The sequence below is a fragment of the Aeromonas sp. 2692-1 genome (assembly GCF_013085505.1).
GTDB lineage: Bacteria > Pseudomonadota > Gammaproteobacteria > Enterobacterales > Aeromonadaceae > Aeromonas > Aeromonas hydrophila.
On sequence record NZ_CP038513.1, the window covers coordinates 2,730,750 to 2,757,465 of the forward strand.

The 26,716-nt window shown below is 63.8% G+C and carries 24 protein-coding genes and 3 pseudogenes; 13 read left to right on the plus strand and 14 right to left on the minus strand.

All coding sequences use genetic code 11. The annotated features are described in order from the left end of the window. Positions 1–45 precede the first annotated feature (45 nt). A pseudogene (locus E5E97_RS13050) lies at positions 46–1,340 on the minus strand (hypothetical protein). A 248-nt stretch (positions 1,341–1,588) separates the two neighbouring features. Here E5E97_RS13050 and E5E97_RS13055 point away from each other — a divergent pair. The 4 genes from E5E97_RS13055 to E5E97_RS13070 all read left to right on the plus strand — a co-directional run bounded on the left by E5E97_RS13055 (position 1,589) and on the right by E5E97_RS13070 (position 4,725). Then, positions 1,589–1,972, plus strand: a complete 384-nt coding sequence (locus tag E5E97_RS13055; protein ID WP_005299455.1) for a Rid family detoxifying hydrolase — start codon at positions 1,589–1,591, stop codon at positions 1,970–1,972. 22 nt (positions 1,973–1,994) lie between these two features. After that, positions 1,995–3,284, plus strand: a complete 1,290-nt coding sequence (locus tag E5E97_RS13060) for a serine dehydratase subunit alpha family protein (protein WP_171280374.1) — start codon at positions 1,995–1,997, stop codon at positions 3,282–3,284. Between the two features lie 58 nt (positions 3,285–3,342). Further along, entirely contained in the window at positions 3,343–3,996 is a 654-nt protein-coding gene (locus E5E97_RS13065; protein WP_017779224.1) for a transcriptional regulator, read from the plus strand. 141 nt (positions 3,997–4,137) lie between these two features. Then, positions 4,138–4,725 (plus strand): histidine phosphatase family protein, encoded by a 588-nt coding sequence (locus E5E97_RS13070; RefSeq protein WP_171280375.1) that lies wholly within the window; start codon positions 4,138–4,140, stop codon positions 4,723–4,725. Positions 4,726–4,783: 58 nt separating this feature from the next. Here E5E97_RS13070 and E5E97_RS13075 read toward each other — a convergent pair whose 3' ends face one another. Next, positions 4,784–5,461 (minus strand): HNH endonuclease signature motif containing protein, encoded by a 678-nt coding sequence (locus tag E5E97_RS13075; protein ID WP_253265081.1) that lies wholly within the window; start codon positions 5,459–5,461, stop codon positions 4,784–4,786. Between the two features lie 256 nt (positions 5,462–5,717). Between E5E97_RS13075 and E5E97_RS13080 the strand changes: the two genes are divergently transcribed. Next, complete coding sequence (locus tag E5E97_RS13080; RefSeq protein WP_171280377.1) at positions 5,718–6,185, plus strand: hypothetical protein; 468 nt, start codon at positions 5,718–5,720, stop codon at positions 6,183–6,185. A 153-nt stretch (positions 6,186–6,338) separates the two neighbouring features. Then, positions 6,339–6,707 carry a VOC family protein gene (locus E5E97_RS13085; RefSeq protein ID WP_010634411.1) on the plus strand — a complete coding sequence of 123 codons (369 nt, stop codon included), beginning with the start codon at positions 6,339–6,341 and terminating at the stop codon, positions 6,705–6,707. 115 nt (positions 6,708–6,822) lie between these two features. Here the strand turns inward: E5E97_RS13085 and E5E97_RS13090 are convergent, their stop codons facing one another. Together E5E97_RS13090 and gdhA are read right to left on the minus strand one after the other, a co-directional pair. Continuing rightward, positions 6,823–8,406 (minus strand): carboxylesterase, encoded by a 1,584-nt coding sequence (locus E5E97_RS13090; protein ID WP_171280378.1) that lies wholly within the window; start codon positions 8,404–8,406, stop codon positions 6,823–6,825. Between the two features lie 198 nt (positions 8,407–8,604). After that, on the minus strand, positions 8,605–9,951 hold the full coding sequence (gene gdhA / locus E5E97_RS13095) for an NADP-specific glutamate dehydrogenase (RefSeq protein ID WP_171280379.1): 1,347 nt from the start codon (positions 9,949–9,951) through the stop codon (positions 8,605–8,607). Between the two features lie 629 nt (positions 9,952–10,580). Here gdhA and rluF point away from each other — a divergent pair. Continuing rightward, complete coding sequence (gene rluF, locus E5E97_RS13100) at positions 10,581–11,600, plus strand: 23S rRNA pseudouridine(2604) synthase RluF (protein ID WP_118881514.1); 1,020 nt, start codon at positions 10,581–10,583, stop codon at positions 11,598–11,600. 77 nt (positions 11,601–11,677) lie between these two features. Here the strand turns inward: rluF and E5E97_RS13105 are convergent, their stop codons facing one another. The 3 genes from E5E97_RS13105 to E5E97_RS13115 form a co-directional block, all read right to left on the minus strand. Next, positions 11,678–13,558 carry an exotoxin A binding domain-containing protein gene (locus E5E97_RS13105; RefSeq protein WP_118881513.1) on the minus strand — a complete coding sequence of 627 codons (1,881 nt, stop codon included), beginning with the start codon at positions 13,556–13,558 and terminating at the stop codon, positions 11,678–11,680. 345 nt (positions 13,559–13,903) lie between these two features. Continuing rightward, positions 13,904–15,124, minus strand: a complete 1,221-nt coding sequence (locus E5E97_RS13110) for a cyanate transporter (RefSeq protein WP_171280380.1) — start codon at positions 15,122–15,124, stop codon at positions 13,904–13,906. Next, the gene (locus E5E97_RS13115; protein WP_171280381.1) at positions 15,117–15,620 is read right to left on the minus strand and encodes a nucleoside deaminase; all 504 of its coding nucleotides are present in this window, start codon (positions 15,618–15,620) and stop codon (positions 15,117–15,119) included. Before E5E97_RS13115 ends, E5E97_RS13110 begins: the two co-directional genes overlap by 8 nt. A 110-nt stretch (positions 15,621–15,730) precedes the next feature. Here E5E97_RS13115 and E5E97_RS13120 point away from each other — a divergent pair. Further along, positions 15,731–16,578: pseudogene (locus tag E5E97_RS13120) on the plus strand (LysR family transcriptional regulator). A gap of 28 nt (positions 16,579–16,606) precedes the next feature. Here E5E97_RS13120 and E5E97_RS13125 read toward each other — a convergent pair. The 5 genes from E5E97_RS13125 to E5E97_RS13145 all read right to left on the minus strand — a co-directional run bounded on the left by E5E97_RS13125 (position 16,607) and on the right by E5E97_RS13145 (position 19,464). Beyond that, on the minus strand, positions 16,607–17,806 hold the full coding sequence (locus E5E97_RS13125) for an MFS transporter (RefSeq protein ID WP_118881510.1): 1,200 nt from the start codon (positions 17,804–17,806) through the stop codon (positions 16,607–16,609). A gap of 111 nt (positions 17,807–17,917) precedes the next feature. After that, positions 17,918–18,385 (minus strand): GyrI-like domain-containing protein, encoded by a 468-nt coding sequence (locus tag E5E97_RS13130; protein ID WP_103827700.1) that lies wholly within the window; start codon positions 18,383–18,385, stop codon positions 17,918–17,920. 39 nt (positions 18,386–18,424) lie between these two features. Then, positions 18,425–18,580: a pleiotropic regulatory protein RsmS gene (gene rsmS, locus E5E97_RS13135; protein ID WP_005299504.1), complete on the minus strand. Its 156-nt coding sequence runs from the start codon at positions 18,578–18,580 to the stop codon at positions 18,425–18,427. 81 nt (positions 18,581–18,661) lie between these two features. Continuing rightward, entirely contained in the window at positions 18,662–19,132 is a 471-nt protein-coding gene (locus E5E97_RS13140) for an acyl-CoA thioesterase (protein ID WP_011705527.1), read from the minus strand. Between the two features lie 20 nt (positions 19,133–19,152). Continuing rightward, complete coding sequence (locus E5E97_RS13145; protein WP_011705528.1) at positions 19,153–19,464, minus strand: hypothetical protein; 312 nt, start codon at positions 19,462–19,464, stop codon at positions 19,153–19,155. A 142-nt stretch (positions 19,465–19,606) separates the two neighbouring features. Between E5E97_RS13145 and E5E97_RS13150 the strand changes: the two genes are divergently transcribed. Further along, positions 19,607–20,257 (plus strand): tellurite resistance TerB family protein, encoded by a 651-nt coding sequence (locus tag E5E97_RS13150; protein WP_017409909.1) that lies wholly within the window; start codon positions 19,607–19,609, stop codon positions 20,255–20,257. A gap of 135 nt (positions 20,258–20,392) precedes the next feature. Further along, the gene (locus E5E97_RS13155) at positions 20,393–20,911 is read left to right on the plus strand and encodes a GNAT family N-acetyltransferase (RefSeq protein ID WP_171280382.1); all 519 of its coding nucleotides are present in this window, start codon (positions 20,393–20,395) and stop codon (positions 20,909–20,911) included. A 40-nt stretch (positions 20,912–20,951) separates the two neighbouring features. Here E5E97_RS13155 and E5E97_RS13160 read toward each other — a convergent pair. Then, positions 20,952–22,390, minus strand: a pseudogene (locus tag E5E97_RS13160) (PLP-dependent aminotransferase family protein). Between the two features lie 120 nt (positions 22,391–22,510). On the opposite strand from E5E97_RS13160, the gene E5E97_RS13165 reads away from it, so the two are divergent. Genes E5E97_RS13165 through cydX form a run of 3 tightly spaced genes read left to right on the plus strand, consistent with a single transcriptional unit; the run spans position 22,511 to position 25,350 of the window. Next, positions 22,511–24,082, plus strand: a complete 1,572-nt coding sequence (locus E5E97_RS13165; protein WP_171280383.1) for a cytochrome ubiquinol oxidase subunit I — start codon at positions 22,511–22,513, stop codon at positions 24,080–24,082. Beyond that, the gene (cydB, locus tag E5E97_RS13170) at positions 24,082–25,209 is read left to right on the plus strand and encodes a cytochrome d ubiquinol oxidase subunit II (protein WP_039215757.1); all 1,128 of its coding nucleotides are present in this window, start codon (positions 24,082–24,084) and stop codon (positions 25,207–25,209) included. The genes E5E97_RS13165 and cydB overlap by 1 nt, the downstream gene beginning before the upstream one ends. Before the next feature lie 27 nt (positions 25,210–25,236). Beyond that, positions 25,237–25,350, plus strand: coding sequence for a cytochrome bd-I oxidase subunit CydX (cydX, locus tag E5E97_RS13175; RefSeq protein ID WP_005310033.1), 114 nt, complete (start codon positions 25,237–25,239; stop codon positions 25,348–25,350). Between the two features lie 62 nt (positions 25,351–25,412). Here the strand turns inward: cydX and E5E97_RS13180 are convergent, their stop codons facing one another. Next, positions 25,413–26,585 carry an MFS transporter gene (locus tag E5E97_RS13180; protein ID WP_024943728.1) on the minus strand — a complete coding sequence of 391 codons (1,173 nt, stop codon included), beginning with the start codon at positions 26,583–26,585 and terminating at the stop codon, positions 25,413–25,415. Positions 26,586–26,716: the final 131 nt, after the last annotated feature.

Genomic DNA, 26,716 nt, shown 5'->3' on the forward strand with positions numbered 1-26,716 from the left:
GGCCACCCTCAGGGTGGCCCGTTGCCGATGGGAGAAGGTCGCGGCTCAGTTGAACGCCAGGAAGGGCGAGACGCAGAGCAGCAGGCCGGTGACGATGATGATGTAGAGGGAGACTCCCTTGTACTTGTGCAGCGCCGGCACCTGATAGACCAGGTAGGCCGGGATGAGGCACCCCACCATGCCGAAGATGGGGCTGCAGATGGAGGTGAAGCTCAGCACTGGGGCGTTGAGCACGATGGCCCCCAGGAGAGCAGCACGGTGAACAGCATGATGCCCTTGCCCACCAGCCCCTTGTTGATGCGATTTTCCGGCATCACCCGGCGCAGCAGGTTCATCGCCAGCCCCTGGCAGGCCTCGCGAAAGCCCAGATAGACGCCGAAGTAGGCGGTCATCACCGCGAAGATGTTGAGGGTGAGGCTGAGCAGCTTGAGGGTCTGGCCCGGCATACCCTGGGCCACCATGGCCAGCGCCGAGATGTTCTCCTCGGAGGCCTTGACCGCCTGCTCGTGGCCCATGGCCAGGGTGAAAGAGACGGCGTAGAAGAACACCACCACGAACAGGATGCCGAAGGCGATGTTCATGGCGCGCATCGCCTTGAAGCGGGCCACTTCCAGGGATTTTTCCCGCGAGCGGTAGGAGATCACCATGGGGCTCAGACTCTGGATGAAGAGAATGGAGGTGAGGGTGAAGGGGAGCATGACGATGGCATCCTTCAGCCAGTCACCGCTGGCCGGCATGGCGGTGATGTTGGCGGCATCCCACTTGCCCACCATCATCAGGCCGAGCACCGCCACCACGCTGATCTTGGTCAGCACCATGAAGGTGGAGATCTTGAACAGCAGGTTTTCGCCGCGCGAGGCCAGTGCCACCAGGGCGCAGATCAGCACCAGCCCGTAGAAGGGATTCTCGGAGAGCAGTTGCTGGGTGACTCCGAAGCTTTGCAGGAAGGAGGCGCTGTCATTGGTGATGGCGGTGGAGTAGACGAACACCCAGATCACCAGCATCACGAAGTAGAGGGCGCCAAGCAGCACGCCCCAATTCTTGCCGAGGTAGCCGCTGATGACGCTGGGGTAGTCCTTGCACTCGGGCGAGGTGGCCAGGGTATTGATGAAGAGGCGCTGGAACATGTACATGGCCGGGTAGCCGATCACCGCCGACAGCAGAAACACCCACAGCCCCATCAGTCCCACCTGCACCGGCAGGAAGACGATCCCCGCCCCGATGGCCATGCCGATGCTCATGATGACCCAGCCCCAGTCGGTGCTGTCAAAACGAACCGCTTCTTTCCATTCCAGCGTGCCCATCACGGGCCGGGTGAGTGTCGTACTGTGCGCGTCCATAAAATACCTTGTTTTTATAGGGGTAAAAATCAGGCGCAAATATAGTTGAATAAAAAGCGGCAAAACAATGCTTTTTATCGCTCTTCTACCTAAAGAGGGAGACAGATCACGCTTTCAATTTGCACCTGCTACCGAATTTATCGCTGTTTTTGCAGGTTTTAGTTGAATGGAATGCCTAATAAGCAAATAATGTTGAACAAGACGAGACTATTGATTGCAAAAATAATTGCATTTTAAGGAGTGGCGATATGAAAAAGATCATCGTGGCGGATGCCGCACCCGATGCCATCGGTCCCTACAGCCATGGCACTGCCTATGGCGACCTCATCTTTACCTCCGGCCAGCTGCCGGTGTGCAAACAGCAGGGCGGCGTGGTGGAAGGGGGCATCGAAGCCCAGAGCCGTCAGGCGCTGGAGAACCTCAAGCATGTCTTGGAAGCCGCCGGCGGCAACCTGGATACCGTGCTCAAGACCACCTGTTATCTCGCCGAGATCAGTGATTTTGCCGCGTTCAACGAGGTTTATAAACGCTATTTCCTGAAAGATTGCCCGGCCCGCAGCTGCTTTGCGGTGAAGGATCTGCCGATGGGTGTCAGGGTGGAAGTGGAAGCGATCGCTCACATCGCTGGTTAATGTTGATAGAAAGGGTGTTCTGATGAAGCAAGCGTGGCAGCAGTATCTGCAGATTATTCAACAGGTTGTCAAACCGGCGCTGGGCTGTACCGAGCCCATCGCCGCCGCTTATGCCGCCGCCGTCGCCGCCCGGCAACTGGGCTGCAAGCCCGTCCGGCTGGAGGTGGTGGTGTCGGACAACCTCTACAAGAACTCCATGGGGGTCTATGTGCCGGGCACCGGCAAGATCGGGCTGGCCATTGCCGCTGCCGCCGGCGCCATCGGTGGTAACGCCGAGGCCGGGCTGGAGGTGCTGGCCGCCATCACGCCGTCCCAGGTCGCAGAGGCGCAGGAGCTGATCGATGCAGGCCAGGTGCAGGTGAGCCGCACCTCGGCCCCCGAGTTCATCTATTGCCGGGTCCGGCTGCTGGGCCTTGATGCAGAGGGCACCGAGCACAGCGCCGAGGTGACCCTGTGCGGCGGCCATACCCGCATCGTCGAGCAGCGCCGCAATGATGAAGTGACCTTCACGGCCGAGCAGGGCCAGGGGGGCGCCACCGGCGCCATCTGCGACGGGGTCGACATCAGCATCGCCGCCATTCATGAGTTCGCCACCCAGGTGGAGTTCGAGCAGATCCGCTTTATCCTGCAGGCCTCCGAGCTCAACGGCAAACTCTCCGACGAGGGGATGAACAACCCCTACGGCCTCGAAATTGGCCGCACCATGCAGCAGAACATCCAGGCCGGCCTCATCGGTGAGGACGTGATGAACCGCATCGTGATGCGCACCGCGGCGGCCTCCGATGCCCGTATGGGGGGCGCTACCCTGCCGGCCATGAGCAATTTCGGCAGCGGCAACCAGGGCATCGCCGCCACCATCCCGGTGGTGGTCATCGCCGAGCGCTTCGGTGCCAGCGAAGAGCAGCTGGCCCGCGCCCTCATCATGAGCCACCTGGGGGCCATCTACATCAAGTCCCACTATCCGCCGCTGTCGGCCTTTTGCGGCAACACGGTCACCAGCGCGGCCGCGGCCATGGCCATGGTCTATCTGGCGGGCGGCAGTTTCGAGCAATCCTGCCACGCCATCCAGAACGTATTGAGCGACAGCGCCGGCATGGTGTGCGACGGCGCCAAGGCCTCCTGCGCCATGAAGGTGAGCACCTCCTCCGGGGCTGCGGTGCGCGGCTTCCTGATGGCGCTCAACAGCCATGCAGTGTCGGGGCAGGGGATTGTGGCGGGCAACGTGGAGCAGACCATTCGCAACGTGGGCCAGATGGTCAAAGACGGCATGTCTGCCACAGACAGCACCATTATTGATATCATGTCCGCCTGAGTGTCCCTGTCGGCTGCCGCCCTTGTCCGGGTCGGCGGCCCTTTTATAAGGTTTCAATGTGAAGCTGCAAGAGCTGAGTCCGACCGATTTCGAGATCCTCAAGGCGATGGAGATCATCGTGGACGGCATCGCCGCCATGTATGGTCAGCACACCGAGGTGCTGCTGCACAGCCTGGATGCGCGCAATCCGTCGATCATCAAGATTGCCAACGGCCATATCACGGGGCGCAGCGTCGGTGCCCCCATCACCAACCTGGCGATGATGAAACTCAAGAGCGGGCAGGATATCTCCAGCCCCTACATGACCAAGTGCGCCACCGGCAAGACGCTGCGCTCGCTCACCACCGTCATTCGCAATGGCGAGGGGCAGGCCATCGGCTTGCTCTGCATCAACACCGACATGGATGCCCCGCTGCAATCCGTGCTGCGCACCATGATGCCGGAGTGCCTGCACGGCCACGATGGGCATGCCACCCCGGAGGTGTTTGCCCGCAACATCGACGAGGCCCTTAACAGCACCATCGACACCGTCAGTGCCGAGGTGCGCGGCAACGAGGCGGTGCCCCCGTCCCAGAAGACCCGGGTCATGGTCAACCAGCTGCACGAGCTCGGCATCTTCGAGCTCAAAGACAGCGCCCAGATCGCCGCCCGCCAGCTCGGCATCTCGGTTCACTCCATCTACCGCTATCTGCGGGAGATCAAGAAGGGTTGAGCGCCGCTCCAGCCAGCATTAACGGGTCAGCATTGGCCCGTTTTGTTTTTTCCGCTCCCCGCCTGCGCCTTGGCTGCCCCGGCGCATCTGTTATCATGCCTCTTCTGTTTTTGTTATCTCATTGAACCTGCTGGAGAAACCATGTCCCGTACCCTCTATCTGCTGCGCCACGGCCAGACCCGTTACAACGCCGAACTGCGGTTGCAGGGGCGCTGCAACTCCGAACTGACCGCCAAGGGGGAAGCCCAGGCCCTCGCCATGGGCACCCGCCTGGCCAAGCTCCTGGCCGAGCCCGCCGACTGGACCATTTACGCCAGCCCCCTCGGTCGGGCGCGCCAGACCGCGGAGCGGGTGTGCCAGCAGCTTGGCTTGGACCAAGCGCGTATCGTCTGGGACGAGCGACTGGTGGAGTTGGGGATGGGGGAGTGGGAGAGTCGCCGGGTGCCCGAGCTGCTGGCGGCCCACCCCGAGCTCGATCTGGAACAGCCAGACTGGTATCTGCAAGCCCCCGAGGGGGAGAGTTTTCAGAGCATTCAAGGCCGGGCCCTGAGCTGGCTGCAGGATGAGCGTATCGCCGAGCGTGCCATCGTGGTCTCTCACGGGCTGTTTGGCGCCATGTTGCGCGGTGCCTATGCGGATCTGGACTACACCACCACCTGGCTGCAGGAGCTGCCGCAGGATGCCTTCTTCAAACTGAGCGACGGCCGCATCAAGCGGATCCCCTGCTGACCCAGACCAAAACGGCTCGCCATTGGCGAGCCATTTTTTTATGAGCGCAGCAGGCGCGTTATTCTCGCACCAGCCTGGGTAGCGCCTGGTAAAGGGCCTCACGTTTATGTGCCTGGTTGACGCCATAGTGCAGCTCACGGTGGCAATTAGGGCAGAGCGCCACTGTGTTACTGATGGTATCCGAACCCCCTTCGGCGAGTGTGCGCAGATGATGCACCTCTAAGAAGGCGCCCCCCGTGGTGGCATGAAAAGGGGCCGGTTGTGCGCAGCTTTCGCAATGGCCTGCCGCCGTCATCAATACCCAAGCCTTCACCTTTGGATCTCGCCCATAGCTTGTGTTGGTTGCATAACGCTGCTGTGGTTCTTGGATGCCGATGGGCGTGGGGAGTACTGGCTTGATCTTGTAGCGGCTCACTTGATGCTCAAAAGCAGCCTTGCCGGTATAGGGTTGGCCATCGAGCTCACAGAGCAGGCGCTCTATGATGGGGGCATTGTGGGGGCCCACGTTTTTAGCCGGTTTGAGACCTGATACCCAGGTCCGCCCTAGCAGGGCGCAGATATAGGAAATGTTCTGCATTCGATATTCGAATGCCTTCTCGGTGCGGCCAAACTGGTTAGCAAGTTCGGTGTAATAGCGCTTTTTGACGAAGGGGATGCCATTTTGCTCCATGGTGCGCATCGCCAGGTAGGCGCTGACCGTCGCCCTTAGTTCCTCTTCTGTCCATGTCCCGCGCAAAACTGGCTCCTCAGCACTGTTTCTCGGTCGCCTTGAGCCCCGACATGATCGGGATGGCCCCATCCGAGTTACCTTATATGGCGCGCATCTTAATCCAATCGACACCTTATTTCAGCTGTGTCGGTACAATAATGTGTGCATCATCAAGCAATTAGCTGATAGTAAGCGGTAGGCTAGAGTGGGTCCTTTCATTAGAGACTTAGCGCAGGGGAGTAACAGACGTCAGTTCACCCAGGTCAACCACAAGGAGGTGGTGATGGATCCGGTTTCTTATCTTTTCTCGGCTTATCTCAATCTGGTACAGCAGCAGGTAGCGGATATTTATGGCACTGAGCTTAAGTCGCTGGTGGTGGAGTATGAGGGGGAACAAATCCCCTTTGCCTTCCAGTTTTGGCAGCTGCAGCCGAAAAGCGTCTGCCGCAGCTACGAGCAGGATGCACGGCGCTTCAGCCAATGCACCGTCAAGGCGGCGGCGCTATTTAGCAAGCTGTGCGATCAGTTGTCGCGCCAGGATGACAGCAACGCGCAGCAGCCTCAGTATCGCGCCATGTATTGCGCTGCTTCAGTTAACTACCGCCCCATGATCGCCGACATTCGCGAGAGCAAACCGGATGCGGCTCGGCAGGCTGAGCGCGCCTGCAATCAGGCCATTCTGGCTGCGATGGACAATGATGATGAAGCCCTGCTGGCCCAGCGTGACCTGGCGTGTGGTCCCCAACAGTGAAAGCAACCGCCGCCTTCACTCAGCTAGCGGCTTTGCTCGGCCATCTTTGCGCCATTCGGCACAGTTGATTGGTAGACAATTGGGTATGATGAGGGTGCCCACAGAGCCGTCTGTCGGGCCAGCACTATCGACACATCTCAGCCAGGAGGGGACATGATCAGCCATATCGACCATCTGGTATTGACGGTTAGCGACATCGAGCGAGCCGTCGCGTTTTACAGCTCGGTGCTCAACATGGAAGCCATCACCTTCGGGGCGGGGCGCCGGGCCCTGCGCTTTGGCAACCAGAAGATCAATCTGCAACTGCTGGGGCAGGAGCCGCGTAACCGGGCGCAGGTGGGCTCGGGGGATCTCTGCCTCATCACCCGCTGGCCGCTGGAACAGGTCATCGCCCAGCTCCATTGCCACGGGGTGGAGATAGTGGAGGGGCCGGTGACCAAGAGCGGAGCCTGCGGCCCCATCGAGTCGGTCTACTGCCTGGATCCGGATCAGAACCTGATTGAGATCAGCCGTTATCCCTGATGGCGCTTGGCATCGGGTGATTGACGGTGGATGCCGTTCTGCCTGAGCAAGTGCAGAAGATCTTCCTGGTCGGCCCCATCCTGACGCACAGCCGCAACGGGCCCTGGCAAGGGCTCTAGAAGGGAGCCTCGCTCTCCTGCGCATCCTGTAGAAACTGTTCCCGCTCCGCCTGATAGGCGGCCTCGTCTTCGCTGTCCCAGACCGGGGTTGGCTGTTTGCCGGCCGGCGGTTGGGTTGGCGCGGTCAGCGTCTCTATCACCTTCTGCTGCAGATAGGGGAAGAAGGGGTTGGAGGAGGTGCGGGTGAGGGCGCCGGGGTTGACGATCAGCACCCCGCGCTCACCGCGCAGGGCCAGGCCTCCGAGATTGATGCCGTATTGCTCCCGTTGCTCGGGTCGTGGCGCCATGCCATAGAGGGGGTCATCCATCGGGAAGGGCAGGGCCACGTGGGAGAGGGAGTAGATCTCCCTGGGGTAGTCGATGTCGAGGGGCTGGATCTGCTCAGGCCCGCCGCCGGCCGGCAAACTGCTGGCCTGGGTGCGGGTGCTGGCGGGCGCCTGATTGCCCACCACCGTCAGCCGGTAGGAGAGCGGCGGGCGCGGCAGCAGGTGGCTCAGCGCCAACTCGGAGGCGCTGCTCAGCAGCGGGCCGAACAGGGTGCCGCGGTTGATGTCGAACAGCACCAGCTCGCTGCCGTTGGCAGGCAGGAAGTGGTAGAGATCGGCGATGATGGAGCGGGTGCTGACGGTGTAGTCCATCACCGACTGGAAGGTGAGGGTGGGCGGGAAGGCCGCCAACTCGCCGCTGGCGGCCTGCTCACGCACCTGCTGCTGGATGGCGTGGGTCAGCCGGTAGGACTGGCGTGCGCCGTTGACCGGAAACGAGTTGTACTTGAAGGGGTTGAACTCCGGCATGGTGTCGAGCCAGGCGGCGCTGGCAAAGGCGGGCAGCAGGGCGGGCACCGCTTTGAGGCCGGCGAAGCGGGCAAAGCGGGTCACCCCTATCATGGGGGAGATGAGCACCAGCCGATCTGGCCTTGCCAGCGTGCCCGTCTTGTCACCTTCCGCATCGAGTGCATATTTCACCGCGAGCGCCCCGCCGTTGGAAAATCCCACCAGATGCAGCGGCAATGGGCTTGGCGCCAGCACCCTGGCCTCGCGCACCGCCAGCCGGGTGGCGGCCAGCCAGGTCTCCCAGTCGATGTCGATCAGCCCGGCCGGCACGGTACCGTGGCCCGGAATGCGCAGCCCCAGGGCGATGAAGCCCTGCTCGCGGTAGCGCTGGGCCAGGTGGCGCAGGCTGTAGGGGGAGTCGGTCAAACCGTGCAGGAACACCGCCACCCCTTTCACCTCGCCGCTCGGGCGCAGCAGATAGGAGCGGTTCCAGTCGGTTGCAAAATGAGCCGGATTGATGGGGGCATCCTGATAGTAGCGATTGCTGTCGAGCTGCTGCTCCGGCGGCGTTCTGGCGATCACCTCCTTGGTCACCAGCTCGAACAGCTGCTGCTCGTGGGCCAGATAGGCCTGCCAGTCGCTGTCATCGAGCTGCTCGGCGCTGAGCTCGGGCGGTACCAGGGTGTGCCAGGGCTGCAACGGCGCCGCCTGCCAGGCGAAGTAGGCGACCAGGGCCCAGCCGAGCAACAGCAAGCCCAGCAGGCTGAGAAGAAGGCGGCGAACGAGGCGGCGGGTGCGAGCCAGCATGGGAGAGTCCTTGGCACTGATAAAAGAGGGGCGGCCCCGCGTCCACGGTGGCCGTACTAAGGGTCGAAAGCTGGCTTAAAGCCTAAGGGAAACAAGGTGATAAGTACAGACAGTGAGCGGCTCATCCACTCAAACAGAGGGCAGCCCCGGGGCTGCCCTCTGTCGTAATGCTGTCCGTCTGTGCGGTCGTTGGCGGCGTCAGCAGACTCCCTGAGCCAGCATGGCGTCGGCCACCTTGACGAAGCCGGCGATGTTGGCGCCGCTTTCGTAGTTCACGTGACCCGTCTCATCCTGGCCATAGTGCACACAGGTGGCGTGGATGCTGGTCATGATCCTCTTGAGGCGGGCATCCACCTCCTCCCGACTCCAGCAGAGACGCTGGGCGTTCTGGCTCATCTCGAGACCCGAGGTGGCAACCCCGCCGGCGTTGGCGGCCTTGCCCGGGGCAAACAACACCTTGGCCTCGTGCAGGCGGCGGATGGCGGCGGCGCTGCTCGGCATGTTGGCCCCCTCGGCCACCAGTTGCACGCCATTGGCAATCAAGGTAACGGCGTCCGACTCATCCAGCTCGTTCTGGGTGGCGCAGGGGAGGGCGACGTCCGTCGGCAGGTGCCAGGGAGTGCGGCCACTGAAAAACTCCAGCCCCTCTTCGTGGGCATAATCGGCGATGCGTTTGCGCTGCTCGTTTTTGAGCGCCATCAGCCGCGCCAGTTTCTCGGGGGTAAAGCCCGCCGGATCGTAGACGGTGCCGCCGGAGTCGGAGGCGGTGATGACCCGGGCGCCGAGGGCCATCGCCTTCTCGATGGCGTACTGGGCCACGTTGCCTGAGCCCGACACAGAGACCGTCATGCCGTCCAGGGATTGCCCCCGGTTGGCCAGCATGGCCTCGACGAAATAGAGCAGGCCGTAACCGGTGGCTTCCGGGCGGATCAGGCTGCCACCAAAGGAGAGCCCCTTGCCGGTAAAGACGCACTCGGCGCTGTTGGTGAGCTTCTTCATCATGCCCGCCATGTAGCTCACCTCGCGCCCGCCCACCCCGATGTCGCCGGCCGGCACGTCGGTATCGGCGCCGAGGTGGCGATGCAGCTCCAGCATCAGCGCCTGGCAAAAGCGCATCACCTCTCCCTCGCTCTTGCCCTTGGGATCAAAATCGCTGCCCCCCTTGCCGCCGCCCATGGGCAAGGTGGTGAGGGCATTCTTGAAGGTCTGCTCGAAGGCGAGGAACTTGAGCACCGAGGTATCCACCGAGGGGTGAAAGCGCATCCCCCCCTTGAAGGGGCCGATGGCGGAGCTGTGCTGCACCCGGTAGCCCCGGTTCACCTGCACCTGGCCTCGATCATCCACCCAGCTCACCCGAAACTGGATCAGCCGCTCCGGCTCCACCAGCCGCTCCAGCAGGCCGTGCTGCAGGTAGCGGGGGTGGCGCACCACATAGGGCCAGATGGAGGCGATCACCTCGCTTACGGCCTGAATGAACTCCGGTTGGTGGGGATTGCGGCTGGCGACCTGGGCCAGAAAATCCGCCTGGGAGAGGGAATGACTCATCTGTAACTCCTGTAGTGAAGGGTAAAAGTGGCCTCTTGCCAGAGAAAAGTGCACACCCTGCAGCCAAATTTATGGTTTTTGTCAGGCCTGGATGCAGGTGAATATTTGGTGTTTTTCGCAATTGGGCGAAAATTGTTGTGTGAATCGCCGAAAACAGCAGAGAAGAGTGCCGGCAGGGGCAGATAATTCGCGCGAATCAAAATCTTTTTATGCATTTTTGATTAATAAATAGCAAGAAAATGTTGCTGTCATTTGGCTTGGGTTATCGTTTCTTGCATATTTCATGCATCTTTATGGCGTAGCGAGAAGATTCCGTGCAACGGCGGAAGTGGCCATTGCCAGGTTGACTTCGGTGGCGCTGGCGGCAATCGAATGGCCGCGCATGACGATGCAATATCGGGGGCTGGCCGCGTGACAGGGGGCGCATTTTGCGAGAAGGGGGCGGGCCGAATGCAACTATCCGGCGTGTGTCAGGGGGCAATATGTTAATGTGTCGGCGCTTTTTGCCGGACAGGTCGGTAGCGGCCTTTTTTGAAGATGGAATGATATGCACAATTTTGAGTTAGTGAACCGGCAGCGTGCCGCCCTGATGACCCGGATCCAGGCCGCAGGCCAGTGGCAGGTGACCCATGCTGGCTGATGAATCCATGCGCCTGAACAAATACATCAGCGAGAGCGGCATCTGCTCGCGCCGCGAGGCCGACCGCTTTATCGAGCAGGGCAACGTCTTCATCAACGGCAAGCGGGCCGGGGTGGGGGATCAGGTGTTTGCCGGGGATCTGGTCAAGGTCAACGGCCAGGTGATCGAGCCGCGCGAGGCGGATAGCCTGGTCTTCATCGTCCTGAACAAGCCGGTGGGTATCGTCTCCACCACCGAGGCGGGCGAGAAGGACAACATCGTCGACTTCGTCAACCATAGTACCCGCATTTTCCCTATCGGCCGACTGGACAAAGACTCTCAGGGGCTCATCTTCCTGACCAACCACGGCGATCTGGTCAACAAGATCCTGCGGGCGGGCAACGATCACGAGAAAGAGTATCTGGTGACCGTGGACAAGCCGGTCACCGACGAGTTTATTCGGGGCATGGGCGCCGGGGTGCCGATCCTGGGTGCCGTCACCAAGAAGTGCAAGGTGAAGAAAGAGGCGCCGTTCGTGTTTCGCATCACCCTGGTGCAGGGGCTGAACCGCCAGATCCGCCGCATGTGCGAGCACTTCGGCTTCGAGGTGACCAAGCTTGAGCGCATTCGCATCATGAACGTCAGCCTCAAGGGGCTGCCGGTGGGCGAGTGGCGCGATCTCACCGACGACGAGCTGATCGAGCTGTTCAAGCTGATTGAAGACTCCTCCTCCGAGGTGAAACCGGCCAAAGGCGGGCAAGCTGCCGCCGGGCAGGGCGGTAAACCCAAGGCGTCCGCCGCGCAAGCCGGCAAGCTGGCACCGGGCAAAAAACCGCGCCGGGATGATGACCACGAGATTGGCGGGCGTCCCAATGTGCCGGGGCCGTCGGCATTCGAAAACAAGAGCCCGGCTGGCAAGGGTGCTGCCGGCAAAGGCGGCTTGGCCAAAGGGAGCGCAGGTAAAGGCGCCCCGAACAAGGGGGCCAAACCGCGCGCTGGTCAAGGTGGGCGGCAGAAGAAGGGGCGCTAAGCCACCCTCTCACTCCCCGCGTTGACAGTAAAAAACACCGGCCACAGGCCGGTGTTTTTGTATCGATGAACCGCGATTCAGAGGTCTTCGCGGGGCTGGGTGGTGTAATCAGGCAAGGCGCTGATGGAGCTCTCTTCCTGCGGCACGCTGGCAAGGTCAAGATCGCCGCCGACATTGCGCGGATCCGTCGGTATGGTGGAGGGGATCACCACCGCCTGCTCCGCCAGCCGCCAACCCAGAATGGTTTCCAGGCGTCCACCTTCCTCTTCCGGTCCTGTGATGGCCTCCAGCTGCAGCGGCAGGGGGTGACCAATCAGGCGGCCGACCTCATCGACGGCGCCGGGATCGGCCAGGGTCTGCTGGGTCGCGTAGAGGTGAGGCAGCGCGGCGCGCGGCACATACACCCGCAGCAGCACGCCATTGCGGATGCGGCCACGGGCATCCGCTTCCTGATCCTGGGCGTAACCGTAGGCGAGGGCCGGATCGCCAGCGACATAGAAGCCTTGCCAAGGAGCGATGGAGGATTGATCCCGTTCATGCACCCCTTCAAACACTATGCTGTGGGCGGCTTCGAGGAAGGTGCCGTGATAACCGACGAAGAGATAACCGCGCGCCAGCAACTGGCGATGGGCTTGCTCCAGGCGGGTCACCGACCAGTTGCGAGTACCGGCCGTGCTGAAGCTGACCTCGTCCCCGTCACCCAGGAAGCTGGCACCGTTCGGATAGTCCCGCTCCTGCAGGGCATCGGCGCTGTCGGCCGGCGCCAGGCAGTTGAGATCGGCGGCAGGGCAGGTGAGATTGACCACGTCGGCGCTGGCGGCCTGTTCTTGGCTATTGCCCGCCTGTTGGTGGCTGAAGGCGTCGCTCTGGGCGGCCGCCATGCTCAGGGCCAGCCGTGCCTGGGCCGGGTTCTCCCGAATGGCTTGTGCCAGCTGCCCTCGTGGCGTTGAACCATCCTCTGGCGTGGTGTTGGCCAGCGCCTGGGTGATCACGGTATCAAGCTGTGACCATGGCAGGCGGGTCAGTAGATAGAGGGTGATGAGATTGTGGACCGGATAACCGCACTGGCTGAGCTCTTCCCAGCCTCTGGGTTGACGGCTTCTGGCCAGGGATTCAAGCGGTATGGCGCAAACCTGATGAGTGGTGAGGGCCGCCAGACCGTCTCCCTTGGCAAAGTGCAGACGATGACTGATGGCGGTCGGCACGATATGGGTATCGTGAGAGGCGGGTGCGCCGGCCAATACCCGGTAGACCTTGCCTTCCCAGGTATCACCCAGGTTGCAGGTGCGCTGCGACAGGTAGTTGTAGACCGCATCCAGCGGATCCAGCAGGCACAACACCTTGCCGCTGTGCCACTCGCTCCAGCGCTTCTGACGGCTGTGCTGGGTGGGCGCCGCCACGAAGCCGACACCGGCCGCACTGAGGGTGAGGCTGCGATTGATCTGATTGTTTTCCACGTGCCTGACGAAGAGTGTCGAGTTGCTGGCCATGCTGCGCAGCAGGTCGTCGCTCACTTCGATGCTGTAGATGGGGGAGATATGGCTCACCTCGGATCCTGCATCCAGCTCGTGGAAGAAGACCTTGATGCTGGCGGGCGCATCGTCGCCGACGGGAACCAGCCAATGCAGCGACCAGTTGCCGTGTCCCTGGCGGGTATAGCTGTAGGTGCGCGGGCCCTTGCCCGCGGTGGCGCTGGTCAGGGTGATGGTGGTGCCATCCGTGCGCAGGGTCAGCGCATTGCCGAGGGCCAGCTTGAGGCTGTCTCCTCCTTCCTCCAATACCATGGAGTAGTGCAGTACCCCGGATCCGGCTTGTTCACCCAGCAGGCCGGCGACATCGAGCTGGCTGGCGCGCACCCCCTGGGCCAGATCCAGAGTGCAACGGGTGGCGCACTCCTGCCACAGGTTGAATGACTCGTCGGCCATGACCGGTGAGATGGCACCGCCTAGCATGGCCAAGCCACCGAGTAGAGAAGCCCATTTTGTGTTTGTCTGCATGTGATTTCCTTTGAGTGATAGCAAAGCCACTGGCGCGTGGCGTTCTCCTCCTTGATGAATACAGCCTCTTCCCTGTCAGACGAAACGAGATTAATTCTCGTCTGAGTGCCTTACCTTAATGGGCTCATATGGCGGCGCAACCCACCATATGGGAAGGTTTAATGTGTTACAAATCAAATGGATATGCAGTTTTTTTGCTGATGGTTTGCTCAGCTGGCCCGATACCGGAAAGCGAGCAAGGAATGGGGAGAGGCTGGAAGGTGGTGAGCTTGCCTCCTCATTCGGGAAAGAGGAGACAAGCACAGATCAGCTGATGGGAGTGGGGGCGGGAGACGGTGTGGCCAGCTTCATGGCGCTGGGGTAGCGGCGTGGATCCAGGCGCAGAACCAGCAGGCTCATCAGCACCAGACCGGCCAGCTGCCACTGCCAGGCGGCGGCGAAGTCACCGCTCAGGTGATGCAGGCGGGCCGCCACCCAGGGGCCGGTGGCCGCCAGCATGAAGCCGAACCCCTGCATCAGGGCGCTGAGGGTGCCGGCGCGGCGCGGATCCGGCAGGTGATCGAGCGCGATGACCATGATGAGGGAGAAGCTGCCGCCAAGGCCGGCGCCGCACAGCATGCACCAGAGGATGGGGGCGGCAGTCGGCGCCAGCCAGAGGCCGCCAAAGCCGGCCAGTTGCATGGCGATGGCCAATCCCATCCAGGGTCGCCGGTCGAGCCGGCGGGCGGCCAGCAGCGGCAGGCCGAGGCCGCTCACGGTCTGGGCCAGCGCCAGCCAGGCCACCAGCTCGCCGCCTTGCTGGGGGCTCCAGCCCTGCGCCATGTAGGCCGGCGCGAGCCAGGCCACGACGATGCCGTAACCGCTGTTGATGATGCCAAAGCAGCTTATCAGCAGCCAGCTGCGGGGCAGGCTGATGAGGCGCTGCTCGCCGCCACCGGACACTGCCACCGGTGTCGCGGGCAGTCGTACTCGCCAGCCGAGCCAGCCCATGGCCAGCAGCACCGGCAGGCTCCACAGCGCCAGCGCCTGGGACCAGTCGAGCTGGGCGGCGAGCTGCGGGGTGAGGCTGGCACCCAGCGCCCCGCCCCCCATCATGCAGGCCGAGAAGATGCCCATCACCAGCGGCACCTTCTGGGCAAACGCCTGCTTGATGAGGCCGGGCAGCACCCCTTGCACCAGGGCCGAGCCCAGCCCGCAGAGGGCGGCGCTGGCGATGAGCAGGGCACCGCTGGCCGCTTCGAAGCGCATGGCGCTGCCCATGCCCAGCAGCAGCAGGGCCGCCCCCAGCAACTGGCGCGGCCCGGTGCGACTGCGCAGGGCCGGGGTGAGCAGCACGCCGCCGCCGATGAGCCAGAGTGGCAGCAGGGTCAGCCAGGCCAGGGTGTCCATGCCAAGCCCGAGCGCCTCGGCAATGTCGCGGCTCAAGGGGCCGATGGCGGTGAGAAACGGCCGCAGGTTGAGCCCGATCAGGACCACCAGCATCAGCAGGGCCTGCTGCTGGCGCGTATCGATGCGGGCCTCAACCATGGTCTGGTGCACCATAGAGCTCGGCGGCGGCCAGCGGGCTCGGCAGCTTGATGAGTGGCAGGGGGGCTGGCGCGAGGGGCAGGCCCAGCTTGTGGTAGGCGGCCGTGCTGTCAAAGCCGAACGGGGCCGCATCCTCGTTATCGAAGGCATAATAGACGGCGACAATGCCGTTCATCACCAGGGCGCTCAGGCACATGGGGCAGGGGTGACCGCTGGCGTAGACGATGGCGCCCGCCAGCGGCCCGACCTGGCTGGCCTGGCGCAGGGCTTCCAGCTCGGCGTGGCGGGTGGGGTCGCCATCCTGGTGCATGCCGTTGACGGCGCTGGTCACCAGCTGGTTGCCTTGCACCAGCAGGGCGGCAAAGGGGCGGCCTCCCTGCTGGTGGTTATGAAGGGCCAGTTGCAGCGCCTGCTCCAGCCACTCCTGATGGCTGGGATTGGCGGTCAGCGACGCGATCAGGCGTGAGCCGGCGGGTTCGGCAAGGGAGTGGGGCATGACGGATCCTCGAGGCAAGGGGATGGGAGGAGACCAGCCTAGCGGGGGAATCAGTCATGGGGAAATTAAATGATAGAATGACATCCAGTGGTTTTGTAAATGGAGTCGCCATGCTGGATCCCCTCTTGCTGCGCAGCTTTGTCGCCATCGTCGACAGCGGCAGTTTTACCCGTGCCGGTGAACGGGTGCACCTCACCCAATCCACCATCAGCCAGCAGATGCGACGGCTCGAACAGCAGCTCGGCTGCCCGCTGCTGGACCGCGCCGGTCGCCAGGTGGTGACCACGGCAGAGGGGGAGAAGCTGCTGGGGTTGGCCCGCAGCATCCTGGCCCTGCTGGCCCGGGCCGAGGAGCAGGTGGCCGAGGCCAGCCTGCAACTGAGCCTGGGGGTTCCGGAGGATTTTGCCGCCGGCGCCATCGCCCCTGTGCTGGCAGCCTTTGCCCGCGATTACCCGCAGGTGCGGCTGGAGGTGCACAGCGGCCTCAGCCACGAGATCTGGCAGCGCTTCGAGGCTGGCGAGCTGGATCTGGCGCTGGTCAAACAGGCACGGGGACAGGGGGCGCCGCGCGCCTGCTGGCGCGAACCGCTGGCCTGGGTCGACAGCCGTGCCTGGCCCGCCAGCGAGCGGGATCCCTTGCCGCTGGTGGTGTTCCCGAGCGAAGGGCTCTATCGGCGGCAGGTGACCGAGGCACTCGACGGGATGGGGCGGCGCTGGCGCATCGCCTACGTCAGCGCCAGCCTGGCCAGCCTGCAGGGGCGGTGAGCGCCGGGATCGGGGTCAGCTTGCTGCCCCGGCGTTTGCTGCAGCCGGATCAGCAGGAGCTGACCCACTGGCCGGCGGTGGCGCCGGTGGAGCTGGCGCTGCACCTGGGTGCGGAGCGCGGCGAGCCCCTTACGCGCCTCTGCGAGGCCCTCATCAGCCTGTGCGATCGGGTGATGGGGCCCGCTGAGCAGTGAGGGGACGCAGGCAGATGCAGATGCCTGCTTAGCGCACCCTGGTGCGCACGATGAACAGGGTGATGAGCGCCAGGGTGAAGATGAGCGGGGCCCAGGCACCGTGATGGCTCACCAGGGTGGCGCCGGCGGCGGCCACCCCGGCCACCCCCTGCTGCAGGAAGCCGCACAGGGCCATGGCGTAGGCGCCGTGCTCGCGGCCATCGCTTACCGCCAGCGCCATGCTGTTGGGAAAGAGCACCGCCTGCCCGAAGATGATGAGGCAGTAGCAGATCATCATGGCCACCAATCCACCGCTGCCCCGCAGGGCGCCCAGTGCCCAGAGCAGCAGCATGCCGCCGGCCGCCAGCAGTATGAGTGCGGCCCCCTGGCGCATCAGCTGGCGGCCTCCCACCCGGGCGACCCGCCGGTTGACCGTCATGGCGCCGGCGAAGTAGGCGATACCGATCAGCAACCCCAGGCTGCCGAAGGTGGTGACCTCGAGGGCAAACCCCTGCTGCAGCACGAAGGGGCTCACCTCCTGCAGGGTCACCGTGATGGCAAAGCCGATGCCGCCGGCGCAGGCCGGCCAGAAAAAGCCGGGGCGGCGCAGCAGGCTGGCGTAACAGGCCCACATGCCGCCGCCCGTCGCCGCCGGGTTGGGCCCCTGCAGCGGCAGGCTGCTCATCAAAAGCAGCGCCAGCACACCGACCCCGGCCATCAGCACGAATCCCAGCTGCCAATGGGCATAACGGCTGATGAGGCCGCCTATCCACTGACCGCCGCCGAGGGCGGTGATGAAGGCGATGGAGAGCACCGAGAGACGGCGCGCCAGCTCATCGCCGTGCCAGTGATCCCGCACCAGGATGCGGGCGATGATGGCCGCCCCGCCGGCCGCCACCCCTTGCAGGGTGCGCAGGATCAAGAGCAGCGGCCCCTGGCTGGTGGTGGCCAGCAGCAGGCTGAGGCCGACAAACAGCAAGAGTGACAGGGCGAGGGGCAGCCGGCGACCGTAGCGATCGGCGGCGGCGCCCCAGAACAGCACCGGCAGGGCGGCGCCGATGACGAACAACGAGATGGAGAGCTCGGCCCCTTGCCGGGTCATGGCGAGATCCGTCATCACCACGGGCAGGGAGGGGAGGTAAACGGTGGTGGCCATCTGGGCCATGAAGACGATGAGGCAGGCCAGCGTCATGATGCGGGCGGAGCGGCTCCAGAGACCGGCCTGGTCGAGACATTCCTGGTTATCCATAACAACTCTCGGGCAGTAAGGGAGCCATATCCTTGCACTGCCCGTGCGCCGAGTCAGCCCCTCGTCTGGGTTAAACCTTGCCGGTGTATCAAGGCAGAGAGCGCGGGATGCTCAGGCGATGGCCTGGCGCGGCAGCACGGCGAGCCAGAGTTCGACCTCGCCGCTGCCGGTGTCCGGGTCAAAGGCGGCGCCATAGCGCTCGAAATCGGGCTTGTGGGCAGACTGGTAAGCGGACTGCGCCAGCCAGTCCAGTGCCTGCTGCCAGGTGTGCGGCATGGTCGAGACATGCCCCTGATGCAGGAAGACGGCATAGGTCTGGGGCTCGATGCGCATCCGCCCCAGCGTCTTGGGCAGCACCTCCAGCGCGGCGACCTCCACCGCGCACATGTATTCGCACTCGGTGGCGGTGACGCCGCAGATGACACCGTAGGCATGCTCGCCGAGCTGGCCCGGCAGCGGACCCAGGGCGCTGAAATCGCGCCACTGGCCGCCGAAGTCGGCGTGGGCGAAGGCATGGTGACGGCGCAGGCCGCCGAGCAGCATGGGGCGGCCGGTTTCAAAACGGATGGGATCTGTCATGACACCTCCTGTACGCGATGGGTGGCAAGGCAACCTTGCTCAGCACTCTTTGCCTTCGTTGAGCTTGCGCTGATAGTCCGCGGAGACGATGGCCAGCGCCGCCAGGGCGAGGGCCGGTTCAATCCGGTTGGTCTCCAGCAGTTCGATGAGATCCACCGCGAGCTGGACCTCGGGCGGGGCAGTTTCCAATGACATGACAGACTCCGTAACGGGGAAAACGCCATTATACAGGGCTGCTCCCGGATGGGGACCTGTCTGGTGTTGCGGGTGACCCGGCTAGAGGTGCTGGCGCATCTCCTGTTCGATCTGCTCGCGCAGGGCCATCAATTTGAGGGCGTACTGCTGCAACTGCCGATCGCTCTCGTTTTGCGGTTGCCACTGGGGCACCGGGGTCGGTTTGCCACTCTCGTCCATGGCCACGAAGATGATGATGCAGTGGGTGGTCTTGTGGCGCTCCCGGCTGGCCGGGTGGCGGCTGTAGACATCCACCGCCAGGTGCATGCTGGTGGTGCCGGTGTGGATCACCTGGGCGTGCACCTCTACCAGCTGGCCTATCTGGATGGGGCGCAAAAAGCGGATCCCACCCACGTAGACGGTCACCGCGTAGCCGCCGCACCAGCCGGCGGCGCAGGCGTAGCCCGCCTGATCTATCCACTTCATCACCATGCCGCCGTGTACCTTGCCGCCGAAGTTGACGTCGGCGGGCTCGGCCAGAAACTGCAGGGTCAGCTCGCGGGGTGGGGTCATGGGTGCTCCTTGATTGAGGGTCATTGCCGGTAGCTCTTGCGATAGGCGTCAGCCTGCTGGCAGGGGGCCAGGTTGTTGAGATCGGGCCGCTTGTTGCCCTCGCGCTGACCGAAGCTGGCGAACTCCTGCTGGCATTTGGCGGCCTTGCCGCCCGCCTTGATGCAGGCGTCGATCCGCTGTTGCTTGCCCTGTTCGACCAGCTGTTGCTGGGCTTGCTGGCAGGCGGCATCCAGCTTGGCTTGCTGGGCCGGGCGATCAAGCTCGCTGGCGGCATTGGCGGGGCCGCACAGCAGGGCCAGGCCGAGGGGGATCCATGGGGTGAGGGTGCGCATCCGGTTGCTCCTTGTTGACCTGTTTCAGGTATACCGCGAATGGCGACGGGATGCACAGGCTGTGCTGCGATAATGGGGCCTCATTCACTCTTGGTTCATCGGCCCGGCGCAAGCATGGGGGAGTCAATTGCGAGGAGTCATGATGAAACAGATGCTTGATCAGTTGTTGGGCGCTGGCAAAGGCTGGCTCAACGAAGGCGGCGACAGTCGCAAGGCGCAGATGAAGGGGATGGCGCAAGGGGGCCTGGCGGCCGGCGCCATGGCCCTGCTGCTTGGCAACAAGAAGATGCGCAAATATGGCGGCAAGGTGGCGGCGGTGGGCGGCGCGGCGGCGCTCGGCGGGCTGGCCTACAAGCTCTATCAGGATTGGCAGGCCCAGCAGTCAAGCCCGGCCCAGCCGACCCAGCCCCTCGATACCCTGCAGGGCAATGCGCTGGATGCCAGAGCAGCCCTGCTGGTGCGCGCCATGGTGGCGGCAGCCCGGGCCGACGGTCATATTGACGGCGACGAGCGCCAGAAGATCCAGCAGTACCTGACCGAACAGGGCCAGAGTGATGCGGCCCGCTGGATCGATGCCGAGCTGGCCCGTCCGCTCGACCCCCACGCCCTGGCACGGGAAGTGACCGACATGGAGCTGGCGACCGAGGTCTACCTCGCCTCCCTGCTCGCTATCGAGGTGGATCACTTCATGGAGCGCGGTTATCTGGACGAGCTGGCGCGCGCCCTCAAGCTTGATGACAACCTCAAAGGCAGCATAGAGCGGCAGGTGGCCCAGCTGGCGCAGCCGGCCTGAACCCCGTCAGGGACAAGGATTGTCGATGAGGCCCCGTCACGGGGCCTTGTTGTGTCTGGTCACTAGTCACTGGTCACGACACTTCTTATTGGCGCGGGCAGCCACTATGATGGCTCTTCGGCCAAAAGGGAGCAGATGAGACCGTCTCATCGCTCAGGCACATCATCGCCAGGACACAGAGGCAAGGAGCATTCATTGGAAATACGCAAGGCACAGGAGCAGGACATCGACGCTATCCTCGAGCTGAACCGGCAGATAGGAGAGATCCACTTCGAGCAGGCCCCGGAGGTCTTTTGTTCTCCGTCCCCCGAGGAGCGGGTTTTCTTGCTGGCGGCCATCGCCGCCGAAGGGCGGCTGTTTTGCGTTGCCGAGCAGGAGGGGGCCGTGGTGGGCTTTTTGACTGCGCGCATCGATATCAACGAGACCATCCCGTTTCTGAGCAAAGAGCCCATCTGCCGCATCGGCACCGTGGTGGTCGATGAGGGGCGCCGCTCCCAAGGCATCGGCAAAGCGCTGATCGCCCATTGTGACGAGTGGGGCAAGGGGCACGGTGCCCACCAGATCCGGCTGGAGGTGATGTCGTTCAACGAACGGGCCAAGGCACTCTACGAGGCGCTGGGGTTCAAGATGTTGTCACAGACCATGGTCAGATAAGCCCGTTTCAATCAGATAATTCCGCAAGGAACAGGCCCCATCATGGGGCCTTTTGGTCTTTGGCGGGAGCTGAGTCCAGCTGTTGGTGAATGAGCTCTGCCAACCGGGTGAGGGCCGCCTCCAATTGCTCGCTCCAGGGATGGGAGCTGTTGAGGCGCAGGCAGTGGTTGTGCAGCCCCTTGCTGGAGAAGAGGGCGCCGGGGGCCAGTGAAAAACCGCTGGCCAGCGCCTGGGCGTGCAGGGCGCGGCTGTCGAGGCGCCGGTCAAATTCGAGCCAGAGAAAGTAGCCGCCATCGGGGGAGGAGATGCTCACTTCCCCCGGCAGCAGGCGCAGCAGGGCGGCCCGCATCTGCTGCTGGCGCTGGGCCAGGGTGTGGCGCAGCCGGCGAAAGTGGGCATCCACACCGCCCTGGCGCAGCATCTCGGCCAGCGCCAGCTGGCTTGGCACATTGGTGGAGAGGGTCGACATCAGCTGCAGTCGCTGCACCCGCGCGGCGTGGCGACCGGCCACCACCCAGCCGACCCGAAAGCCGGGCGCCAGGCACTTGGAAAAAGAGCTGCACAGCAGGCTGTCGCCACTGGTATCCCAATACTTGATGGGCCTTGGCCGCTCGCGGCCGAAGTAGACCTCGGCATAGACGTCGTCCTCCACCAGTGCCACCCCGCGCCGGTTGAGCAGCGCCATCAGCGCCTGTTTGTGCTCATCCGGCATGGTGTGGCCGAGCGGGTGCTGGACATTGCCCATCAGCCAGCACGCCTTGATGGGGCGCTGGGCGAGGGCCTCCTCCAGCAGGGCGAGATCGATGCCGACCCCGGGATCACCGGGATCTCCACCGCGTTCAGCTTGAGTCGCTCGATGGCCTGCAGGGCGCCGTAGAAGGTGGGGGACTCCACCACCACCCAGTCGCCGGGCTCGGTCAGTACCTGCAGGCTGAGGGAGAGCGCCTCCATGGCGCCGGTGGTGATGATGATCTGCTGGGGGTCTACCGCCAGCCCCTCGCCGGCGTAGCGCTGGGCGATGGCCCGGCGCAGCGCCTCGTTGCCGGGAGGCAGATCTGCCACCGTGCTGAAGGGGTCGAGTCGGCGCATGCTGCTGGCCAGCGCCCGGCCGAGCTGGGGGTGGGGGAACAGGGTGGGATCCGCCACCGCCATGCCGAGCGGCACCAGCTCCCGCGATTTGCTCGCCTGCAACACCTCGAACACCAGATCGTTGATGTCCACCGAACCGCTGTAGTGCGCCTGCTGGGGCGGGCTGGCGGCCGGGCGGGAGGGCGCGGCCTTGACGTAGTAGCCGGACTGGGGGCGCGCCAGGATGAGGCCGCGGCTTTCGAGCAGCTGGTAGGCCTGCAGCACCGTCATGGGGCTGAGGCCATGGGTCTTGCAGCTCTGGCGGATGGAGGGAATGCGCTCCCCCGGCTGCCAGAGACCGCTCGTTATCTGCTGTTGCAGCTGATCTGCCAGCTGGCCGTATAGGGACATGGTGGGTTCAAACTGTTATAGGTATATTTCACTATAACTGCATCTGTTATAGGTGTCATGGACCGTGATGTACTTAACGGGCGAAAACCTGTCTGTTAAATGCAACATAGAGAGTCATGCATGATAAGCCTGGATGATGTGGTCAGCCTCTCCCGAATGCAGTTCGGGGCGACGGCGATGTTCCACTTTCTGTTTGTGCCCCTCACCCTGGGGCTGTCCTGGATCCTGGTGATCGCCGAGTCGGCCTACGTGATGACCGGCAAGGTGATCTACAAAGACATCACCCGTTTCTGGGGCAAGTTGTTTGGCATCAACTTCGTGATGGGGGTGACCACCGGCATTACCCTGGAGTTCCAGTTCGGTACCAACTGGGCCTACTACTCCCACTATGTCGGCGACATCTTCGGCACGCCGCTGGCGGTGGAGGGGCTGATGGCCTTCTTCCTCGAGTCCACCCTGGTGGGGCTGTTCTTCTTCGGCTGGGACAAGCTCTCCCGCGGTCAGCACCTGCTGGTGACCATGCTGGTGGCGCTTGGCTCCAACCTCTCCGCGCTCTGGATCCTCATCGCCAACGGCTGGATGCAAAACCCGGTCGGCGCCGAGTTCAACCCCATGACCATGCGCATGGAGCTGGTGGACGTGGCCGCGGTGATCTTCAACCCAGTGGCCCAGGTCAAGTTCGTGCACACGGTGGCGGCGGGTTATGTGGCGGCCTCCCTGTTCGTGATGGGGGTGAGCAGCTGGTATCTGCTGCGCCGCATGGAGGTGCGCTTCGCCCTGCGCTCCTTTGCCATCGCCTCGGGCTTTGGTCTGGCGGCCATCCTCTCGGTCATCGTGCTCGGCGACGAGTCGGGTTATCGCACCGGTGAGGTGCAGCAGGTGAAGCTGGCCGCCATTGAGGCGGAGTGGCACACCGAGCCGGCGCCGGCCTCCTTCACCCTGTTCGGCTTTCCGGATCAGGCCGCCGAGACCACCCATGCCGCGGTCAAGATCCCCTATCTGATGGGCATCATCGCCACCCGCTCCCTCGATGAACAGGTGACGGACCTCAAAGATCTCAAGGCGCGGCACGAGGAACGCATTCGCAGCGGCATGCTGGCCCACGAGGCGCTGGAAACGATGCGGGCCGATGGCAGCAACCAGGCGGCGCGAGCCACCTTCGAGCGTCATCGCCAGGATCTGGGCTATGGCCTCTTGCTCACCCCTTATGCCAAGGAGATTGGCAAGGCGGACGAGGCGGCCATCGCCAAGGCGGTGGCGGACTCCATCCCCCAGGTGGCGCCGCTGTTCTGGAGCTTCAGGCTGATGGTAGGCATCGGCGTGGTGCTGCTGGCGCTGTTTGCCGCTGCCTTCCTGCAGCTGTGCCGGGGCAAGCTGGTGCAATCCCCGCGTCTGCTCAAGGCCCTGTTCTGGTCTATTCCGCTGCCCTGGATTGCCATCGAGGCGGGCTGGTTCGTGGCCGAGTTCGGTCGCCAGCCGTGGACCATCAGCGATGTGCTGCCGGTCTCGGCGTCCGTCTCCTTGCTGACCCCGGGCCAGCTCTGGTTCAGCCTGATCTCCATCTGTCTCATCTACACCAGCCTGCTGGTGGTGGAGTTGTTCTTGTTGCGTCATGTGATCCGCAAAGGGCCCGCCAGCCTGCAGACGGGTCGCTATCAAGGTGAAGTGTTGCAAAACGGGAGTCCTGCCTGATGGATTACGAAACCCTGAAATTGATCTGGTGGGGGCTGGTGCTGTTCATGCTGGTCGGCTTCGTGGTGATGGATGGCTTCGATCTCGGCGTGGCCATGCTGCTGCCGGTGGTGGCCAAGAACGACGAGGAGCGGCGGGTGCTGCTCAACAGCGTGGGACCGGTGTGGGAGGGCAACCAGGTGTGGCTCATCGCCGGGGCCGGCGCCCTGTTCGCCGCCTGGCCGCTGGTCTATGCCGCCGCCTTCTCGGCGCTCTACGTGCCCTTCATGTTCCTGCTGTTCGGCCTGTTCCTGCGCCCGGTCGGTTTTGACTATCGCAGCAAGCTGGCGGATCCGGTCTGGCGCCGCTGGTGGGATCGCGCCCTGGTGGTGGGCGGTCTGCTGCCGACCCTGGTGTTTGGCGCTACCTTGGGCTTTTTGCTGCAGGGGCTGCCGTTTCGCTTCGATGCGGCCCTTCGCATCCACTACGGTGCCTTTGACTTCCACTGGCCGCTGCTGTTGACCTGCATGGGGACGGCGCTGGCGCTGCTGTTGCTGCATGGCACCAGCTTCCTGCAGTGCAAGACCCAGGGAGAGATCGCCCGGCGCTGCGCCCGCCAGAGCCTCTGGCTCGGCCCGCTGGCGAGCGGCCTGTTTGCCCTGGGCGGCGTCTGGCTCAGCCAGATGGCCGGTTACCGGGTGCTGGAGATAGGGGATATCAACGGGGCGCTCACCCCGCTGATGAAGGAGGTGGGGGTGGCCCAGCAGGGCTGGCTTGCCAACTTCGTCGCCCATCCCTGGCTCTGGTGCGTGCCGGCGCTCGGCCTGGTGCTGCCCATGGTGAGCAGCCTGGCCAGCGCCCGCGAGCTGCCGCGCACGGCCCTGCTCGCCAGTGGCGGCGCCTGCGCCAGCATGATGCTGACCATTGCCATCGCCCTGTTCCCGTTCGTGCTGCCCTCGTCGCTGGATCCGTCCAGCAGCCTGACCCTGTGGGACAGCACCTCCAGCGAGCGCACCCTCTTCATCATGCTGGGGATTGTCGGGGTGCTGATGCCCATCAACATCGGCTACACCCTCTGGGTCTACCGGGTGGTGCGCGGCAAGATGAGCGCCCAGCAGATCCGCCAGCACGGCCACAGCCTCTACTAACCCTCTTCAACCAAAGGATCATGCGATATGTGGTATTTCACCTGGATTCTGGGACTGGGCTTCGCCCTGTTGTGCGGGCTGGTCAACCTGCTCTGGCTGGAGGCGCGCTGGGCCGCCGATGAGGATCTCAAGGAGTCTTGAGACGCAGCCATGAAAAGGCCGACACAGGTGTCGGCCTTTTTGCATCCGGCTGGAAGGTTCGCTCAGGCGGGGAGGGCAACCCGGGCGGCCTGCCGCTCGCTGACATGGGTGAGGCCGTAGGCCAGCAGCACGATCAGCGCACCGATCCAGGGGGTGTGCATCAACCCCAGGTGTTCCACCACCAGGCCGCCGACGATGGAGCCCAGCGCGATGCCGACGTTGAAGGCGGCGATATTGAGGCCCGATGCCACGTCCACCGCCCTGGGGGTGTGCAGCTCGGCCTGCTTCACTACCAGCACCTGCAGACCCGGCACGTTGCCAAAGGCAAAGGCGCCCCACACCAGCACGGTCAGTACCGCCAGCACCGGGTGCGGCGCGGTGAAGGTGAGCACCAGCAGCACCAATGCGAGACCGGCAAACAGCAGCTTCAGCGCCGGCAGCGGGCCCATCTTGTCGGCCAGCTTGCCACCCCAGATATTGCCGACGGCGACCGATACCCCGTACACCAGCAGAATGAGGCTCACCGCGCCGGCGCTAAAGCCGCTCACCTGCTGCAGGATGGGGGCGAGGAAGGTGAACGCCGTGAAGGCGCCGCCGTAACCCAGCGCAGTCTTGGCGTAGACCAGCAGCAGGGGCTTTTTGGTGAGCACCGAGAGCTGCTCGCGAATAGTCGAGGCTGCTCCTTTGGGCAGGTTATTGGGGATCAAGAGCAGGCTGCCCACCATGGCGACGAGGCCCAGCAGGCTCACCACCAGAAAGGTTTCGCGCCAGCCGAAGACCTGACCAATCCAGGTGCCGAGCGGCACGCCGGTCACCAGCGCTATGGTGAGGCCGCTGAACATGATGGCGATGGCGCTGGCCGCTTTCTCTTTGGCCACCAAGCCGGTGGCGATGGTGCTGCCCACCGAGAAGAAGACCCCGTGCGCTAGCCCGGTCAGGATGCGGGCCACAATCAGACTCTCGTAACCGGGGGCCTGCCAGGCCAGCAGGTTGCCGGCGGTGAAGAGCGCCATCAGCCCCACCAGCAACCACTTGCGCGGCACCTTGCCGGTCAGTGCCGTCAGCACGGGGGCGCCGATGGCCACGCCAAGGGCATAGAGGCTGACCAACAGGCCTGCGGAGGGGAGCGAGACATTCAGCTGCTCGGCGATGGTGGGGATAAGCCCCACGATCACGAATTCGGTGGTGCCGATCGCAAAGGCACTCAGGGTGAGGGCAAATAACGCCAGTGGCATAACAACTCCTTGGATAGGGACTCCCGACGGGAGAATGGCGCCAGTATGCCGAGGGCGTTTGTTGGTAAAAATGACGGTGACATCAAATTACTTTTGCCAAATAAGCAGCAATGGGGCCGTGGAGTGGGGTA

Bases quoted from the DNA above. Each gene is read 5' to 3' on its own strand.
- E5E97_RS13055 (WP_005299455.1), top strand. From the start codon at position 1,589: ATGAAAAAGATCATCGTGGCGGATGCCGCACCCGATGCCATCGGTCCC.
- E5E97_RS13060 (WP_171280374.1), top strand. From the start codon at position 1,995: ATGAAGCAAGCGTGGCAGCAGTATCTGCAGATTATTCAACAGGTTGTC.
- E5E97_RS13070 (WP_171280375.1), top strand. From the start codon at position 4,138: ATGTCCCGTACCCTCTATCTGCTGCGCCACGGCCAGACCCGTTACAAC.
- E5E97_RS13080 (WP_171280377.1), top strand. From the start codon at position 5,718: ATGGATCCGGTTTCTTATCTTTTCTCGGCTTATCTCAATCTGGTACAG.
- E5E97_RS13085 (WP_010634411.1), top strand. From the start codon at position 6,339: ATGATCAGCCATATCGACCATCTGGTATTGACGGTTAGCGACATCGAG.
- E5E97_RS13090 (WP_171280378.1), bottom strand. From the start codon at position 8,406: ATGCTGGCTCGCACCCGCCGCCTCGTTCGCCGCCTTCTTCTCAGCCTG.
- gdhA (WP_171280379.1), bottom strand. From the start codon at position 9,951: ATGAGTCATTCCCTCTCCCAGGCGGATTTTCTGGCCCAGGTCGCCAGC.
- rluF (WP_118881514.1), top strand. From the start codon at position 10,581: ATGCTGGCTGATGAATCCATGCGCCTGAACAAATACATCAGCGAGAGC.
- E5E97_RS13110 (WP_171280380.1), bottom strand. From the start codon at position 15,124: ATGGTTGAGGCCCGCATCGATACGCGCCAGCAGCAGGCCCTGCTGATG.
- E5E97_RS13115 (WP_171280381.1), bottom strand. From the start codon at position 15,620: ATGCCCCACTCCCTTGCCGAACCCGCCGGCTCACGCCTGATCGCGTCG.
- E5E97_RS13125 (WP_118881510.1), bottom strand. From the start codon at position 17,806: ATGGATAACCAGGAATGTCTCGACCAGGCCGGTCTCTGGAGCCGCTCC.
- E5E97_RS13130 (WP_103827700.1), bottom strand. From the start codon at position 18,385: ATGACAGATCCCATCCGTTTTGAAACCGGCCGCCCCATGCTGCTCGGC.
- rsmS (WP_005299504.1), bottom strand. From the start codon at position 18,580: ATGTCATTGGAAACTGCCCCGCCCGAGGTCCAGCTCGCGGTGGATCTC.
- E5E97_RS13140 (WP_011705527.1), bottom strand. From the start codon at position 19,132: ATGACCCCACCCCGCGAGCTGACCCTGCAGTTTCTGGCCGAGCCCGCC.
- E5E97_RS13145 (WP_011705528.1), bottom strand. From the start codon at position 19,464: ATGCGCACCCTCACCCCATGGATCCCCCTCGGCCTGGCCCTGCTGTGC.
- E5E97_RS13150 (WP_017409909.1), top strand. From the start codon at position 19,607: ATGAAACAGATGCTTGATCAGTTGTTGGGCGCTGGCAAAGGCTGGCTC.
- E5E97_RS13155 (WP_171280382.1), top strand. From the start codon at position 20,393: ATGAGACCGTCTCATCGCTCAGGCACATCATCGCCAGGACACAGAGGC.
- E5E97_RS13165 (WP_171280383.1), top strand. From the start codon at position 22,511: ATGATAAGCCTGGATGATGTGGTCAGCCTCTCCCGAATGCAGTTCGGG.
- cydB (WP_039215757.1), top strand. From the start codon at position 24,082: ATGGATTACGAAACCCTGAAATTGATCTGGTGGGGGCTGGTGCTGTTC.
- cydX (WP_005310033.1), top strand. From the start codon at position 25,237: ATGTGGTATTTCACCTGGATTCTGGGACTGGGCTTCGCCCTGTTGTGC.
- E5E97_RS13180 (WP_024943728.1), bottom strand. From the start codon at position 26,585: ATGCCACTGGCGTTATTTGCCCTCACCCTGAGTGCCTTTGCGATCGGC.